This is a genomic window from Pseudomonas sp. NIBRBAC000502773 (assembly GCF_006517195.1).
In the GTDB taxonomy this organism is placed as follows: Bacteria; Pseudomonadota; Gammaproteobacteria; order Pseudomonadales; family Pseudomonadaceae; genus Aquipseudomonas; species Aquipseudomonas marginalis.
The window spans coordinates 326,296-341,590 of sequence record NZ_CP041189.1 but is presented as its reverse complement, the minus strand read 5'-3'; the positions used below and the strand labels follow the sequence as shown (position 1 = coordinate 341,590).

The following is a 15,295-nucleotide window of genomic DNA, read 5'->3' as shown; positions in this document are numbered from 1 at the left end:
TCCAACTGTGGGAGGGGGATCGGCGTCAGGCCTTGGTCGCCAGTTCCTCCAGGTGATCCATCAACGTCTGCGGCTTGAGCACCAGTACATCACTGTCCACCGCATCCAGGATCACCTCCGCCGTATTACCGATCAACGCTCCGGAAATGCCGGTGCGCCCCACGGTGCCGATGATGGTCACGGCCGCTTTCAGTGTGTGGGCAAGATGGGGGATCAATACATCCGCCGGGCCCTCTTCGACATGCAGGTGCGCGTCATCCACATCGAATTCCGCCTGGAACGCCTTGCACTGCTCGCGATAACGCGCCTCGATGGTTTCCTTGAGCTGGAACGTCGGGTCCGCCGCCGACAACATCGGCGACGGATGGGCGCTGATCACATGCAACTGCGCCTTGGCCAGGCTGGCGATGTCGAAGCCATGGTCGATGATCGCGTGATGCAGCTCGCGGTGTTCTCCGTCGTTGTTGCCCACATCGATCGCCGCCAGAATCACCCCGCCCGCCCACGGTGTGGACGTCTTGACCAGCAACACCGGCGTCGGGCACAAGCGCAACAGCTTCCAGTCCGCCGGCGTCAGCAGCGCCTTTTTGAGCGGGCTGTCGGGAAAGTGCTGCTTGATCACCAACCCACAGCCTTCGGCCTGCTGCACGTCGATAATGGTGTCATGCAGGCTTTCATTCCACGCCTGTTCGGTGGTCACGCTGTAACCGTCCTCCTGCAAACCGGCCTTGAGCAGGCTCAACAGCGCCGAATGCTCGTGTTTCTTGTCGCAGACCAGCAAGTGCAGGTGCGCGCCGGTGACCCCGGCGATCAGCTTGGCGCGCTTGAGGGCCAGGCTTTCCGAATGCGCGGGCTCGATGACCACCAGGATGCTGCGAATGGCTTGCATGATCGGATCTCCAAAAGGGTGGGCGTGGAACAACTATAGTTGCTGCCCGCCAGACGTCATGTTGATGCACATCAAGGCCGGTGGCTGGTGGTCTGCGGTGCGGTGGGTATAATCGGCGGCCTTTTTGTGATCCTTTGCCCGTGAGCCCGATGAACCTGCCCGAAATCCACGAATTCCTCGGTTGCCGAACCCCCGACGCCTGGGTGCAGGCCGCACTGGCCGATCAGGACACCCTGTTGATCGACCACAAGAACTGCGAATTCAAAGCGGCCAGCACCGCCCTGAGCCTGATCGCCAAGTACCACGCCCACGTTGACCTGATCAATATGATGTCGCGGCTGGCCCGGGAAGAGCTGGTGCACCATGAGCAGGTCATGCGCCTGATCAAGAAGCGCAAGGTCGAGTTGCGCCAACTGCACGCCGGGCGCTATGCCTCCGGTTTGCGCAAGGTGGTGCGCAGCCACGAACCGGTCAAACTGGTGGATACCCTGGTGGTCGGCGCCTTTATCGAAGCGCGCAGTTGCGAGCGTTTCGAAGCACTGGTGCCGCATTTGGACGAAGAACTCGGCAAGTTCTACTTCGGCCTGCTGAAAAGCGAGGCGCGGCACTTCCAGGGTTACCTGAAGCTGGCCTACCAGTACGGTGACGCCAAGGACATCGCCCAGGTGATCGAGCGGGTGAGGGTGGCCGAGCAGGAGCTGATCGAATCACCCGATATCGAGTTCCGCTTTCACAGTGGCGTGCCAGCCTGAGGCCACGGCCACGCCGATCAAGGCGGTGATCCCGGTCAGCAGCAGGATCACCGCTTGCGTGCCTAACGGCGCCGCCAGCAGCGCAATCGCCAGGCCAGCCAACGGCTGCGGCAGGTTGTTGAGCAAGGTGATCACGCCCACGGTCTTGCCGAAGTCCTGCACCGGAATGACTTGCTGACGGGTGCTGCGCAGGTACACGTTGAACATCTTGTCGAAGCCGGTGACCAGCAGGAAGCCCAGGGTGTATGCCCACAGGTTGGGACTGACCGCCATGATCAACGCGCCGGCGCCGATCATCGAGTAAGACAGTCCGCCCAGCACTTTCAGGGGCAGGGTGGAGCGTGCCAGGTAAAACAGAATCGCAATGGTCACCCCCGCGCCGGCCGCCTGCAGCAGGGCATAGGTGTCCTTGTCGGCGGCGTACAGCCCGGTGACCATGGCGGCGGAGGTGGCCAGCGTCACCCCGATGATCAGGTTCACACCGACCGCCAGGGTAATGATCCGCTTCAGCTCCGCCAGGTTACGGATATGCCCGAAGGCGATGCGCAGCGGTTGCAGCCAGATGTCCCGGTGCTGCCGATGGGTGTCCAGGCTTGCCGTGGTTTTACGCTGCCAGGCCAGCATCGCCAGGTCCGCCAGCACAAACAGCCCGGCAATCCCCAGCACCACCCAGTGCCAGGCACACACCTCCAGCATCAGCGCGGCCACCAGCGGCCCCAGCACCAGGCCGCTCTGGTCGGCGATCTGCGAGTAGGAGAGGGTCTTGGCATAGCTGTACTGCTGGAAGACATGGGGCATCAGTACTTCGCGGGCCATGATGCCTTGGGTCGTCAGCACGCCGCACAACGCCGACAGCAGCACCAGCCAGTAGATACCGTCGAACATCCCATACAACGCCACCGCCACCACACAGGCCAGTGCCCGGTAAACCTGGCTGATATGCAGGATGCGCACCGGCGAATACTTGTCGCACAACGCCCCGCACACCGGAAACGCGAGATAGCGCGGCAGTGACTCGACAAAGAAGGCCAGCCCGGCCCAGGACACGCTGTGGGTGGTCTGGAACACGATCAGCGGTACGATAAACAACAGGATCTGGTCCGCCAGCCGCGACAGGAACAGCGAAACGAAGAACGCCAGGTAATCCTTGCGCATACAACTCCCTGTGGATGGCGTTAAAAAGTGCGGGCTATTTGTTAAAAACTCTTAAAAGCATGAAGCTTCGTCGGCACCAACTGGCCAGTTGCTTTAGTTGCCCAGCTTGCCACCTATAATGCCCGCTCTTCAATCCGCCTTTGCACACTGAGAATTTATGGAAAACCTGGGTCTGGGCAAGGTCCTGCTCGTTGAGGACGACGAGAAGCTGGCAGGGCTGATCGCGCATTTTCTGTCACAACATGGCTTCGAGGTCCGCGTGGTGCACCGTGGCGATGAAGCCCTGGCGGCGTTCCTCGACTTCAAACCCAAGATCGTCGTGCTCGACCTGATGCTGCCGGGCCAAAGTGGCCTGCATGTGTGCCGCGAAATCCGCACGGTGTCCGATACCCCCATTGTGATCCTCACTGCCAAGGAAGATGACCTGGACCACATCCTCGGCCTGGAGTCGGGTGCCGACGACTATGTGATCAAGCCGATCAAGCCGCCGGTACTGCTCGCACGCCTGCGCGCCCTGCAACGTCGCCAGGCGCCCGAGCCGACGGTGCGCGGCGCCCTCGCGTTCGGCCGGTTGGCGATTGACCGCAGTTGCCGGGTGGTCAGCCTGGGGGACGAGCAAATCGACCTCACCACCATGGAGTTCGAGCTGCTGTGGTTGCTGGCCAGCAGCGCGGGCAAGATTCTTTCCCGCGACGACATCCTCAACCGCATGCGCGGCATTGCCTTCGACGGCCTTAACCGCAGCGTCGACGTGTACATCAGCAAGCTGCGCGGCAAGCTCAACGACAACCCCCGTGAGCCGGTGTGCATCAAGACCATCTGGGGCAAGGGTTATCTGTTCAATCCGTTTGCGTGGGAGGTCTAGATGCTGCGCCTGTTTCTGCGCCTGTATGTGATTCTGGCGATCGGCCTGGCGGGAGCGATCTGGCTGGTCAACTACACCTTCGACGAACTGCTCCCCGAAGCCAACGAGACCTATAACCGCGAAGCCATGCGTGGCCCGGCATACGGCTTGGTGGAGCAACTGCGGCCGTTGCCCGTGGAGCAGCGCGCCGCTCGGCTGGCCGAGTTGCAGTCCCACTACGGCCTGCGCCTGAAGCTGGTGCAAAAGGATGCCCAGGCCCTCACCGAGCGCGAACAGAAGCTTCTGGAGCAGGGCTTGCTGGTGGTGCGCGGCGACTTCATGGAGTTTCTTACGGGCATCGACGGTGGCGCGCAACTGCTGGAAATCAAACTGCCGGAAGAGCCCAAGTGGTTATACCTGTGGGCCTACGGTTTTCTCGGGCTGTGCCTGGCCATCGTCCTGTATTTCTGGGTGCGCCCGCACTGGCGCGACCTGGAACATATCCGCCTGGCCGCGCAGCGCTTCGGCGACAACGACCTCGGTTCGCGCATCCTGCTGCCGCGCAGCTCCACCGTGCGTGCGCTGGCCGGGCACTTCAACCAGATGGCCGAGCGCATCGAAAGCCTGATCGCCAACCAGCGCGAACTCACCAATGCGGTGTCCCACGAACTGCGTACACCGATTGCACGGTTATCGTTCGAACTCGACCAGCTCAAGCAACAGGCCGACCCGCACCAGCGGGGCGAATTGATCGCCGATATGTACGCCGACCTCGGCGAGCTGGAGGAGATGGTGTCCGAACTGCTCACCTACGCCAGCCTGGAGCGCGGCGCCACCCAGGTCACCCGCGAGCGCATCGAGGCTCACAGCTGGCTCGACAGCGTGATCGGCAGCGTCGCGCTGGAAGCGGAGGCGGCCGGCATCCAGTTGTCGTTGCGCACCTGTGAGGTCGACGTTATCCAGATCGAACCGCGCTTCATGGCCCGCGCCGTGATCAACCTGCTGCGCAATGCCATCCGTTATGCCGAGCGCCGGGTCGAGGTGTCGCTGGTGAAGTTCGGCGAGGGCTACGAAGTGCGTGTGTGTGACGACGGCCCCGGCGTGCCCGAGGAAGGCCGGGCCAGGATCTTCCAGCCCTTCATGCGCCTGGACGCCAGCCGCGATCGCCGCACCGGCGGCTTCGGCCTCGGCCTGGCGCTGGTGCAACGGGTGTCGCAGTGGCATGGCGGGCACGTGCACGTGATGGATTCGGAGTGGGGCGGAGCGTCGTTTCGCATGACATGGGCGTATGCCGAGTAATACATTTTGAATGCTGTGGAGATCAAATGTGGGAGGGGGCAAGCCCCTCCCACATTTTTTGACTGGCTTACCCTGTCAAAAGGTGTATTCCAGCCCCATCACCGACGCCTGCTAACGACGCCCCACCATCGGGCTCTTGCCCGCCTTATCTGCCAGGTATTGCACATCCAGCAGGCACGGTGAGGAGAGCGACAGATGCAGGGTTTTTGAACACATAGGGGGGTTAGAAGGCCAAGGGTTTATAAGGGGATCGAGTGCGTTTGAAGGCGTAGCCCGAAGCGCTGAGACCGTTGATCTGGCGGCTCACCGTATCGCCCAGGCCGTAGCCGTTACCGGCGAGGACGGCATGGGCGTTGTCGATCGGCAGCAGGATGTAGTCGGTCAGCGGTTCGTCGTGCAGTTGGCCGCGAATCACCAGGAAGCCGTCTTCCAGGTGCACGCTGATGCCGCTCAGGGGGGCGTCCGGCTCATGGGTGTTGAGCACTTGATAGGTGCCGATGGTGTCGGCCCAGGCCGAGGGCAAGGGCGGCGGCTCGATGCGCTCACCGATAGCTACGCGCTGGCCGTGGCTGCGGGCGGTGAGCATCTGGCGCCCTTGCACGGTGATCACGTCCAGTTGCACGCGGCCCAGTTCGCCGAGGTCCTTGAACCAGAAACCGAGCACTTTCTTCTGCGCGCGCAACCAGCCGTCGTCGTCGCGCAATAATTCGAAGGTGTAGCCGGCCAACTCGCCCGACAGCCGCTGATCGTCATCCTTGATCCGGAACACGCCCCAGGCGGTGGCGTAGAAGCCGGCCAGGCGCTTGCGGTCGATGGCGGCCGGCACGTGGCGCAGTTTCAGGCCGTGGCTGGGGGCCTGGCAGTCGTCGGCGCAGACCGCGTGGCCGGTTTGCGCCTGGAGCAGCAGGCGCAGGGTGTCGGTGGCCAGGCCGGCCACCAGGTCTTCGGCGTTGCTGTCATTGGCCATGATGATCACGGCCAGTTGCTGGTCGGGCAGCAGGCTCAGCTGCGCGGCAAAATCGTCGCTGCCACCGCTGTGCTGGTAGGTGCGTATACCGGGGCCGACGGGTTCGTCACCGCAGGGGGCGAGGAACCAGCCCAGGCCCATCTGGCAATCGAAGTCCAGCGCATTGCCGGTGTTCTGCTGGGTGAACATCGCGTCGATCAAAGCGCTGCCCAGCACGCGATTGCCCTTGTAGACGCCTTGGGCGAACAGCATGTGCACGTAATGCGCGAGGTCTTTCGGGCTGGCCCACAGGCCGCTGGCGGCGAGGTCGCGCACCGGGGCATCGGTACTGGCAACGCCGTCCGTGTAGCCCAGGGCGCGGAACGCCTGCTGGCTGGCGGTGCCGACAAAACTCGACTGGTTCATTTCCAGCGGCTTGAGCAGGCTGTTTTGCAACTGGGCTTCAAAGCTTTTGCCGCTGCTGCGCTCGATGGCCGCGCCCACCAGGGCATAACCGAGGTTGGAATACGCCACCTGCGAGCCTGGCGGGCTGCTCAGCCAAACCCCCGACACGCGCATCGGCATCTGCCCCATGGCGTAGGTGCTGCGCAGGTCACGCAGGTGTTCACTGGGCAGGCCGGACTGGTGGCTGAGTAAACGCCGCAGGGTGACAGCGCGGTCGGCAGCGGCCTGGTCGTCATGAAAGCGCGAGCGCACGTAAAATTCGCGCAGGGTCTGCTGGATCGGCGCATCCAGCGCCAGCCGCTGCTGTTCCACACAGTGCAGCGCGGCCGTGGCGGTGAGCAGCTTGGAAATGCCACCGGCACGGAACGCGGTGTTGGGCGTGACGGGCACGCCCCGGGCCTTGTCGGCCAGACCGAAGCCCTGGGCCCAGATCAGCTCCTGGCCATTGACCAGGGCAATCGACAGGCCGGCGATATGCTCTTGGGCGATCGCCCGGGGAATGCGCGCTTGCAGGTAGCGGATGATCGCGCCGTAGTCACCCTTCTGAATGGGCGGCGGTGCCGGCGGTTGCCCATGGCAACCAAGGCTGCCCAGCAGGCAACCCAGCAGCGGAATACCGCGCAATCTGCGAAACATGAGGAGCACCCGAATGGCTGTTTGGATGCTCGAATGCTAGGGAAGGGCTGTCCAACAATCTTTGCGAGCTTTGTCGGGAAACTGTCAAAGACTGTTAACGGCTGAGCCCATGGCGTTCATGCCACTGCGCGATGGATTCTTCGGGGTATTCATCAAACTGCAGGTCGCCCTTGCGCACGCTGACTTCGACCCACGGCGCCTTTGAGCCCAGCATCAGGTGCGTATGCGCCGGCGGCACCGGCAACGGCGTGTCGATGGCCGAGGCAAACGGGTGGATCAGCTCCGGCCACTCCGGGCTGAACAGCCATAGCGCAGTGCCGCACTGCGAACAGAAATGCCGCTCGGCGCTACTCGCATGGGCACGGCTGGCGCCCTCGGGTTTGAGCCGGGCGTGGTAGATCGAAATCTGTTTGCGCCCGCGCACTTGCAAGCTATTGGCATCCCCGGCCAGGTTGATTGCATAACCGCCGCCGCCTTGGGTCTTGCGGCAGATCGAGCAATAGCAACGCTGGTAAGGGTACGGGTGGGCGCTGGTGAGGCTGAACGTCACGGCGCCGCAGTGGCAGGATCCTTCAAGCTGCATGGGAGGTTTCCTCTGGCAAGGTGACTTCTGAGCTTAGGTGCTTTGCGGCATCAACGTGGCAATCAATGCCCGTATGGTGCCGGGCAGTGCCTCAAGCTCCCTGACCAGAATACTGCGCTCGCGAATCGCCCACGGCTCATCCAGCGTCACCGCCACCAGTTGCATGGTGCGGCTGTGCCGTACGGCGGCGGACTCGGGGATGATGCCGATGCCCACGCCCGCTTCGACCATCCGGCAAATCGCCTCGAAACTCGACACCTGGATACGCAGCGACAACTGCTTGCCCAACCGCTCGACGTGTTCACGCAGGAAGCTGAGCAAGGTGCTGCCTTCATGCAGGCCGATATGTTGATAAGCCAGGGTCTGCTCCAGGGTGACCGAGGCTTGATCGGCCAGGGCGTGGCCGACGGGCACCATCAGCACCAGTTTGTCGGTGCTGAAGTGCAGCACCTGCAAACCCGCCGCCTCCACGGGGCCGGCGATGATGCCCATGTCACTGGTGCCATCCAGCACGCCGCGCACGATATCGCGGGACAAACGCTCCTGCAGGTCGACGGTCACGCCAGGGCGCTGGGACAGGAAGCCGGCCAGCACCTCCGGGAGGAACTCGGTGACCGCCGTAGTGTTGGCGAAGATGCGGATATGCCCGGCGGAATCCACGCCGTATTGGGTGAACTCACTCTTGAGGTAATCCACCTGGCGCATGATCAACCGCGCATGGTGCAGCAGCCGTTCACCCGCCGGGGTGATCTCTACGCCACGGCTATCGCGGTACAGCAGGCGGGTGTCGAGCTGGCCTTCCAGCGCCTTGATCCGCGCACTCGCGGCGGCCGGCGAGAGGAACGCACGCCTGGCGCCCTGGGTCAGGCTGGGGGATTCGGCGATATGGATAAACAGGCGCAGGTCGGCCAGGTCGAAGTGCATGCAAAACTCCAGGCTTGCGAAGACCTGTGGCGAGGGAGAGCTTGCTCCCGTTGGGGCGCAAAGCGGCCGCAAAAAACCAGGCCTGCTGCGCGGTCCAGCGGGAGCAAGCGCCCTCGCCACAAACGGTACGGGTTGGAATGCGGCGTTCAGCATAACCGAACGCTGGTTTATTGAAATGCAAATTCTCAGAACGGGCCGGCGCTTGCATGATCCGGGGCAGACACTCACTGCCCGAGGACCTGTACCTGATGAGCGCCACTGACTGGATCGGCCGAAGCGAAACCGCCCACGACCACCTGAGCCATAACCTGCTCAAACGCATTGCCGCCACCTTTGGCGAAGCCGTCCCCGAGCAGGGCGCGGACCTGCCGCCGCTGTGGCAGTGGTGCTTCTTCCAGGACCCGCTGCCGGAAAGCGCCCTGGGCGGCGACGGCCACCCGGCCCGTGGCGGCTTCCTGCCGCCGGCGGATAACCGCAATCGCATGTGGGCGGGCGGGCGTATCGAGTTCCTGCACCCGCTGCGGGCCGGCGAGGCGGCCACCCGCGTGTCGACCATCACCCAGGTCGAAGAAAAGACCGGCCGTAGCGGCTCGCTGTTGTTTGTCACCGTGCGTCATGACTATGCCCAGGACGGTCGCCTGGCGATCCGCGAAGAACAGGACATCGTCTACCGCGAGCCGACGCCGCCCAAGCCGGGCAGCGGCGAGGCCCCGGCCCAGGGCGAGTGGCAGGAAACCATCGACCCCACGCCGACCCTGCTGTTTCGCTACAGCGCCGTGACCTTCAACGGTCACCGCATTCACTACGACTACCCCTATGTCACCGGCACCGAAGGCTACGCCGGGCTGGTGGTGCATGGCCCGCTGATCGCGACCTTGAGCCTGCGCGCGTTTTGCCGCGCCCATCCCGAAGCCAGCGTGCGGCGTTTTGCCTACCGCGGCGTGCGCCCGTTGATTGCGCCGCAGCCGTTTGCCGTGGGCGGTCGCATCAGTGACACCGGGGTGGCGGCGTTGTGGGCCGGGAATACCGATGGCCTGGCGCAAACCGCTGAAGTGCATTTCGAATAAGCCAAGAACAACAGGCGGAGAGCCGTGAGATGAACCCGAATGACAACGAAGAACTCAACGCCATCCGCGACGGCGTGCGCGCCTTGTGCGCCGCATTCGACGCGGCCTACTGGCGTCGGATCGACGAAGAAAAGGGCTTCCCCGAAGCCTTCGTCAAGGCGCTGACCGACGCCGGCTGGCTGTCGGCGATGATTCCCGAGGAGTACGGCGGCTCCGGCCTGGGCCTGGCCGAAGCCTCGGTGATCCTCGAGGAGGTGAACCGCTGCGGCGGTAACTCCGGCACCGTGCACGGGCAGATGTACAACATGTTCACCCTGTTGCGTCACGGCAGCGAGGCGCAAAAACGCTTCTACCTGCCCAAGCTCGCCAGTGGCGAATTGCGCCTGCAATCCATGGCCGTCACCGAGCCCACCACCGGCACCGACACCACCAAGATCAAGACCACCGCGATCAAGCGTGGCGACAAATACCTGATCAACGGCCAGAAAGTCTGGATCTCGCGGGTGCAGCATTCCGACCTGATGATCCTGCTGGCGCGCACCACGCCGTTGGCCGAGGTGAAGAAAAAGTCCGAAGGCATGTCGATCTTCCTGGTCGATCTGCGTGAGGCCATCGGCAACGGCCTGACCGTGCAGCCTATCGCGAACATGGTCAACCACGAGACCAATGAGTTGTTCTTCGACAACCTTGAACTGCCCCTCGATAGCTTGATCGGCGAGGAGGGCAAGGGCTTCAAATACATTCTCGACGGCCTCAATGCCGAACGCACCCTGATCGCCGCCGAATGCATCGGCGACGGCCGCTGGTTTATCGACAAGGCCAGCGCCTACGCCCGCGACCGCGTGGTGTTCGGCCGGCCCATCGGGCAGAACCAGGGCGTGCAGTTTCCGATTGCCGAAGCCCATATCGAAGTCGAAGCGGCCGACCTGATGCGCTGGCGCGCCTGTGCGGAATACGACAGCGGCGCGAATGCCGGCGCCAGCGCGAACATGGCCAAGTACCTGGCGGCCAAGGCGTCCTGGGAAGCGGCCAATGCCTGCCTGCAGACCCACGGCGGCTTTGGCTTTGCCTGTGAGTACGACGTCGAGCGCAAATTCCGCGAGACGCGCCTGTACCAGGTGGCGCCGATCTCCACCAACCTGATCCTGTCCTACGTGGCCGAGCACCTGCTCGAGCTGCCACGCAGTTTCTGAGGGCCTGCCCATGAGCCATACCCAAGCCCTGTGTCGGTTCCTGGCCGACCTGGCCTACGAGCAGTTGCCCGAACCCGTGCTGGCGCGCACCGAAGACCTGTTCCTGGATTGGCTGGCGTCCGCGTTGGCCAGCCAGGGCGCGCACCCGATCCCGTTGTTCGAGCGCTATGCCCAGAAGATGGGCCCGAGCAGCGGCCCGGCCCAGGTGATCGTCAATGGCACCGGCAGCAGCGCGTACTTCGCCGCGTTGGTCAACGGCGCCTCGTCCCATCTGGTGGAGCAGGATGACCTGCACAACAGCTCGGTGCTGCACCCGGCCACCGTGGTGTTTCCCGCTGCCTTGGCCGCCGCCCAGGACCTCGGTAAATCCGGCCGCGACTTGTTGCTGGCCTCGGTAGCCGGTTATGAGGCAGGGATCCGCATCGGCGAATTCATGGGGCGCTCCCACTACCGCATCTTCCACACCACGGCCACGGTGGGCACCCTGGCGGCGGCCGTGGCGGTGGGCAAGTTGCTGGATTTCAATCAGGACCAGTTCACCCATCTGCTCGGCAGCGCCGGCACCCAGGCCGCCGGGCTGTGGGAGTTCCTGCGCGATGCCGCCGACTCCAAGCAACTGCACACGGCCAAGGCGGCCGCGGACGGTTTGCTCGCCGCGTACCTGACGGCGGATGGCCTGACCGGTGCGCGCAATATCCTCGAAGGCGACCAGGGCCTGGCGGCGGGCATGTCCACGGATGCCGAACCGAGCAAATTGTCGGCTGGCCTTGGTAGCCGTTGGGCGCTGCTGGAGACCTCGTTCAAGTTCCACGCGGCGTGCCGCCATACCCATCCGGCCGCCGATGCTCTGCTGGCGTTGATGCAACGCGAAGGCCTGGAGGCCGGCGATATCGCCGGTGTGGAGACCCGTGTGCACCAAGGCGCCATTGATGTGCTGGGGCGGGTAAGCGTGCCGACCAGCGTGCATCAGGCCAAGTTCTCCATGGGCACCGTGCTGGGGTTGATCGCCGTGCATGGCAAGGCCGGGCTCACCGAGTTCCACGAACAGGCATTGACCGATCCCGCCGTCGCCGCCTTTCGCGACAGGGTCAGCATGACCCTCGACCCCGAGGTCGATGGCGCCTACCCGCAGCGCTGGCTCGGCCGCGTCACCGTCACCACGGTTGACGGCCGCACCCTGCACGGCGCCATCGACGAACCCAAGGGCGACCCGGGCAACACCCTGAGCCGTGAAGAGCTGGCGGATAAATTCCAGCGCCTCGCCCGGTTCAGTCACGCCCGCACACCGGCCCAGGCCGACACATTGATCGCCAGGGTCTGGGATGTGCGCAACGCCGCGTCCATGGCCCACTGGCTCTGAGGAACTGTCATGACTGACCTACGACCGCTGGACGGCATCACCGTTGTCAGCCTGGAACACGCGATTGCCGCGCCCTTTTGCACCCGTCAACTGGCCGACCTCGGCGCCCGCGTGATCAAGATCGAACGCCCCGGTGCCGGTGACTTCGCCCGTGGCTACGATGAGCGCGTGCGTGGCCTGGCCTCGCATTTCGTGTGGACCAACCGCTCCAAGGAAAGCCTCACCCTGGACCTCAAGCAGGACGAAGCCGACGCCATCCTCGACAGCCTGCTGGCCGATGCCGATGTGTTGGTGCAGAACCTTGCACCGGGCGCGGCGGCGCGCATGGGGCTGTCGTTCGAGGCGCTGCATGCACGCTTTCCACGGCTGATCGTCTGCGACATTTCCGGCTACGGCGAAGGCGGGCCCTACGAGAAAAAGAAAGCCTATGACCTGCTGATCCAGAGCGAGGGCGGCTTTCTGTCGGTGACCGGTGGCCCGGGTGACGAGCAGATGGCCAAGGCCGGTTGCTCCATCGCCGACATCTCCGCCGGCATGTACGCCTACAGCGGCATCCTTTCCGCGCTGCTGCTGCGCGGCAAGACGGGGCAGGGCAGCCGCATCGACGTGAGCATGCTCGAAAGCCTGGTGGAATGGATGGGCTACCCGATGTACTACGCCTTCGACGGTGCGCCTCCACCCCCACGTGCCGGCGCGGCGCACTCGACCATCTACCCCTACGGGCCGTTTCCCACCGGTGACGGCGGCACGGTGATGCTCGGTTTGCAGAATGAGCGCGAATGGGCGGCGTTCTGCGACAAGGTCCTGCTCACGCCTGGGCTGGCGACGGATGAGCGCTTCAGCGCCAACTTCAAGCGCTCGGCCAACCGCGAGGCGCTGCGCCAGATCATCGTCGACAGCTTTGCCCAACTGGATGCCGAGGCCGTGATCCAGCGCCTGGAGGACGCGCAGATCGCCAGTGCCCGCGTCAACGATATGCAAGGCGTGTGGGACCACCCGCAGCTCAAGGCCCGCGACAGTTGGCGTGAAGTCGCAAGCCCTGCCGGCCCGCTGCCGTCGCTGCTGCCGCCGGCGCGCAACGGGGCGTTTACCCCGCGCATGGACGCTGTACCGGCGCTGGGGCAGCACAGTCAGGGCATCCTCGAGCAGCTCGGTTACTCCGGCGATGCCATCGACAGCCTGCGTGCGCGCGGCGTTATCTAATAAGGAAGTCCGTTATGCCTAACCCTCTTGTGCGCTCTGCGCTGTTTGTTCCCGGCAGCCGACCGGAACGCTTTGCCAAGGCGCTGGCCAGTGGCGCCGACGCCGTGATCGTGGATTTCGAAGACGCGGTGGAAGAGCCGCTCAAGCGCCAGGCGCGGGATAACCTCGGGGCGTTCCTGCAAAGTCACCCGCAGGCCCGGGTGTGGGTGCGCATCAATGCGCCGGAACATGCCGGGCATTTCGATGATGTGGCGTTTTGCAAAGCCCACGCCAACGTGGCGGGTGTACTCCTGCCGAAAGTGGAAAGCGCGGCCCAGGTGGCGGTGGTCGCCACGGCGGGCAAGCTGATCTGGCCGATTATCGAAAGTGCCCGCGGCTTGCTGGCGCTGGCCGACATCGCCCAGGCGCCGCAGGTCGAACGTCTGTCATTCGGCGGCCTGGACCTGGCGCTGGACCTCAACCTGAGCAGCAACTCCCCGGCCGCGCAGTTCGCCCTCGACCAGGCACGCCTGGCGCTGATCGTGCACTCCCGCGCGGCTGGCCTGGTGGCGCCACTGGATGGCGTGCACCCGGCTATCGACGACCCCGACGGCCTGCGCCGTTCGATCCGGCATGCCTATGAAATGGGCTTTGCCGGCGCGTTGTGTATCCATCCCAGGCAGGTGGCGGTGATCCATGAAGCGTTGGCGCCCAGCGCCGCAGACCTGGCCTGGGCGCAGCGGGTGGTGGACGCGGGGGCGCATGGGGCGGGGGCTTACCAGATTGATGGGCAGATGGTGGATGCGCCGGTGTTGTTGCGGGCGCAGCGGTTGCTCGCACAGTCATAGCTGACGGAGCCGAATCAAATGTGGGAGGGGGAACTGCATTTTTCTTGAGGTTGGTGTTCGGCGTGGCCGAACGCAGGTATCAAAAATTCGAAATTCACTACACGCGTCATATCAGGCACCTTGCCCTACAACACAACAATAAGAAGGTGATTTCCATGCTCAAGCTTTCTCGGGCGCTGTTCTGCGCCGCCACCTTGTTTGCCGCAGGCCTGGCCCAGGCGGCGGACCCGATCGTGATCAAGTTCGCCCACGTGGTCGCTGAAAACACCCCCAAGGGCCAGGGCGCGTTGCTGTTCAAGAAGCTCGCCGAAGAACGCTTGCCAGGCAAGGTCAAGGTCGAGGTGTACCCCAACTCGTCACTGTTCGGTGACGGCAAGGAAATGGAAGCCCTGCTGCTGGGCGACGTGCAGATGCTGGCGCCGTCCCTGGCCAAGTTCGAGCAATACACCCGGCAAGTGCAGATCTATGACCTGCCGTTCCTGTTCAACGACCTGGCCGCCGTCGACCGCTTCCAGGCCGCCGAGGGCAAGCAACTGCTGACCTCGATGCAGAACAAGAACATCCTCGGCCTGGCTTATTGGCACAACGGCCTCAAGCAACTCTCCGCCAACAAGGCGCTGCATGAACCCAAGGACGCCCGTGGCCTGAAATTCCGCGTGCAGGCCTCCAGCGTGCTGGAGGAACAGTTCAAGGCGATCCGCGCCAACCCACGCAAGATGAGCTTTGCCGAGGTGTACCAGGGCTTGCAGACCGGCACCGTGAATGGCACCGAGAACACCTGGTCGAACTATGAAAGCCAGAAGGTCAACGAAGTGCAGAAGTACTTCACCGAATCCAACCATGGCCTGATCGACTACATGGTCATCACCAATGCCACGTTCTGGAACGGCCTGCCGCCCGACATCCGCAGCACCCTGGAGCAGGTCATGGTCGAGGTCACCGTGGAGGTGAACAAACAGGCCGAAGCCCTGAACCAGTCGGCCAGGCAGAAGATCGTCGAGGCCAGGACCAGCGAAATCATCGAGCTGACCCCCGAGCAACGCCAGCTGTGGCGCGACGCGATGCGCCCGGTATGGCAGAAGTTCGAAGGCGAGATCGGGGCTGATCTGATCAAGGCGGCGGATGCCGCCAACCAGTAAGGCCGGTTTCCGC

General features: G+C 63.9%; 14 protein-coding genes. 9 read left to right on the top strand and 5 right to left on the bottom strand.

Features of this window, described 5'->3' with window-relative positions; all coding sequences use genetic code 11:
• Positions 1–25 precede the first annotated feature (25 nt).
• Complete coding sequence (locus NIBR502773_RS01450) at positions 26–889, bottom strand: universal stress protein (protein ID WP_027608548.1); 864 nt, start codon at positions 887–889, stop codon at positions 26–28.
• 149 nt (positions 890–1,038) lie between these two features.
• Between NIBR502773_RS01450 and NIBR502773_RS01440 the strand changes: the two genes are divergently transcribed.
• On the top strand, positions 1,039–1,641 hold the full coding sequence (locus tag NIBR502773_RS01440; RefSeq protein ID WP_141155151.1) for a tRNA-(ms[2]io[6]A)-hydroxylase: 603 nt from the start codon (positions 1,039–1,041) through the stop codon (positions 1,639–1,641).
• Here NIBR502773_RS01440 and NIBR502773_RS01435 read toward each other — a convergent pair.
• Positions 1,597–2,796: an MFS transporter gene (locus NIBR502773_RS01435; RefSeq protein WP_141155150.1), complete on the bottom strand. Its 1,200-nt coding sequence runs from the start codon at positions 2,794–2,796 to the stop codon at positions 1,597–1,599. The genes NIBR502773_RS01440 and NIBR502773_RS01435 overlap by 45 nt on opposite strands.
• Positions 2,797–2,953: 157 nt before the next feature.
• Between NIBR502773_RS01435 and NIBR502773_RS01430 the strand changes: the two genes are divergently transcribed.
• Positions 2,954–3,661: a response regulator gene (locus NIBR502773_RS01430; RefSeq protein ID WP_065928008.1), complete on the top strand. Its 708-nt coding sequence runs from the start codon at positions 2,954–2,956 to the stop codon at positions 3,659–3,661.
• A complete protein-coding gene (locus tag NIBR502773_RS01425; RefSeq protein ID WP_065942047.1) occupies positions 3,662–4,939 on the top strand; it encodes an ATP-binding protein in 1,278 nt (425 codons plus the stop codon).
• Between the two features lie 223 nt (positions 4,940–5,162).
• On the opposite strand, the gene NIBR502773_RS01420 is transcribed toward NIBR502773_RS01425, so the two are convergent.
• From NIBR502773_RS01420 to NIBR502773_RS01410, 3 genes are all read right to left on the bottom strand, one after another.
• Positions 5,163–6,986 (bottom strand): serine hydrolase, encoded by a 1,824-nt coding sequence (locus NIBR502773_RS01420; protein WP_141155149.1) that lies wholly within the window; start codon positions 6,984–6,986, stop codon positions 5,163–5,165.
• A 94-nt stretch (positions 6,987–7,080) separates the two neighbouring features.
• Entirely contained in the window at positions 7,081–7,569 is a 489-nt protein-coding gene (locus NIBR502773_RS01415) for a GFA family protein (protein ID WP_137212544.1), read from the bottom strand.
• A gap of 33 nt (positions 7,570–7,602) precedes the next feature.
• On the bottom strand, positions 7,603–8,493 hold the full coding sequence (locus tag NIBR502773_RS01410) for a LysR family transcriptional regulator (protein ID WP_115488385.1): 891 nt from the start codon (positions 8,491–8,493) through the stop codon (positions 7,603–7,605).
• A gap of 248 nt (positions 8,494–8,741) precedes the next feature.
• On the opposite strand from NIBR502773_RS01410, the gene NIBR502773_RS01405 reads away from it, so the two are divergent.
• The 6 genes from NIBR502773_RS01405 to NIBR502773_RS01380 all read left to right on the top strand — a co-directional run bounded on the left by NIBR502773_RS01405 (position 8,742) and on the right by NIBR502773_RS01380 (position 15,282).
• Complete coding sequence (locus tag NIBR502773_RS01405) at positions 8,742–9,560, top strand: MaoC family dehydratase N-terminal domain-containing protein (protein ID WP_098479330.1); 819 nt, start codon at positions 8,742–8,744, stop codon at positions 9,558–9,560.
• 29 nt (positions 9,561–9,589) lie between these two features.
• Entirely contained in the window at positions 9,590–10,753 is a 1,164-nt protein-coding gene (locus tag NIBR502773_RS01400; RefSeq protein WP_141155148.1) for an acyl-CoA dehydrogenase family protein, read from the top strand.
• A 10-nt stretch (positions 10,754–10,763) separates the two neighbouring features.
• Complete coding sequence (locus NIBR502773_RS01395) at positions 10,764–12,113, top strand: MmgE/PrpD family protein (RefSeq protein ID WP_141155147.1); 1,350 nt, start codon at positions 10,764–10,766, stop codon at positions 12,111–12,113.
• A 9-nt stretch (positions 12,114–12,122) separates the two neighbouring features.
• Positions 12,123–13,316 carry a CaiB/BaiF CoA-transferase family protein gene (locus NIBR502773_RS01390; RefSeq protein ID WP_115488380.1) on the top strand — a complete coding sequence of 398 codons (1,194 nt, stop codon included), beginning with the start codon at positions 12,123–12,125 and terminating at the stop codon, positions 13,314–13,316.
• Between the two features lie 14 nt (positions 13,317–13,330).
• Positions 13,331–14,143, top strand: a complete 813-nt coding sequence (locus NIBR502773_RS01385; RefSeq protein ID WP_141155146.1) for a CoA ester lyase — start codon at positions 13,331–13,333, stop codon at positions 14,141–14,143.
• Positions 14,144–14,298: 155 nt separating this feature from the next.
• Positions 14,299–15,282 carry a TRAP transporter substrate-binding protein gene (locus NIBR502773_RS01380; protein WP_141155145.1) on the top strand — a complete coding sequence of 328 codons (984 nt, stop codon included), beginning with the start codon at positions 14,299–14,301 and terminating at the stop codon, positions 15,280–15,282.
• Positions 15,283–15,295: the final 13 nt, after the last annotated feature.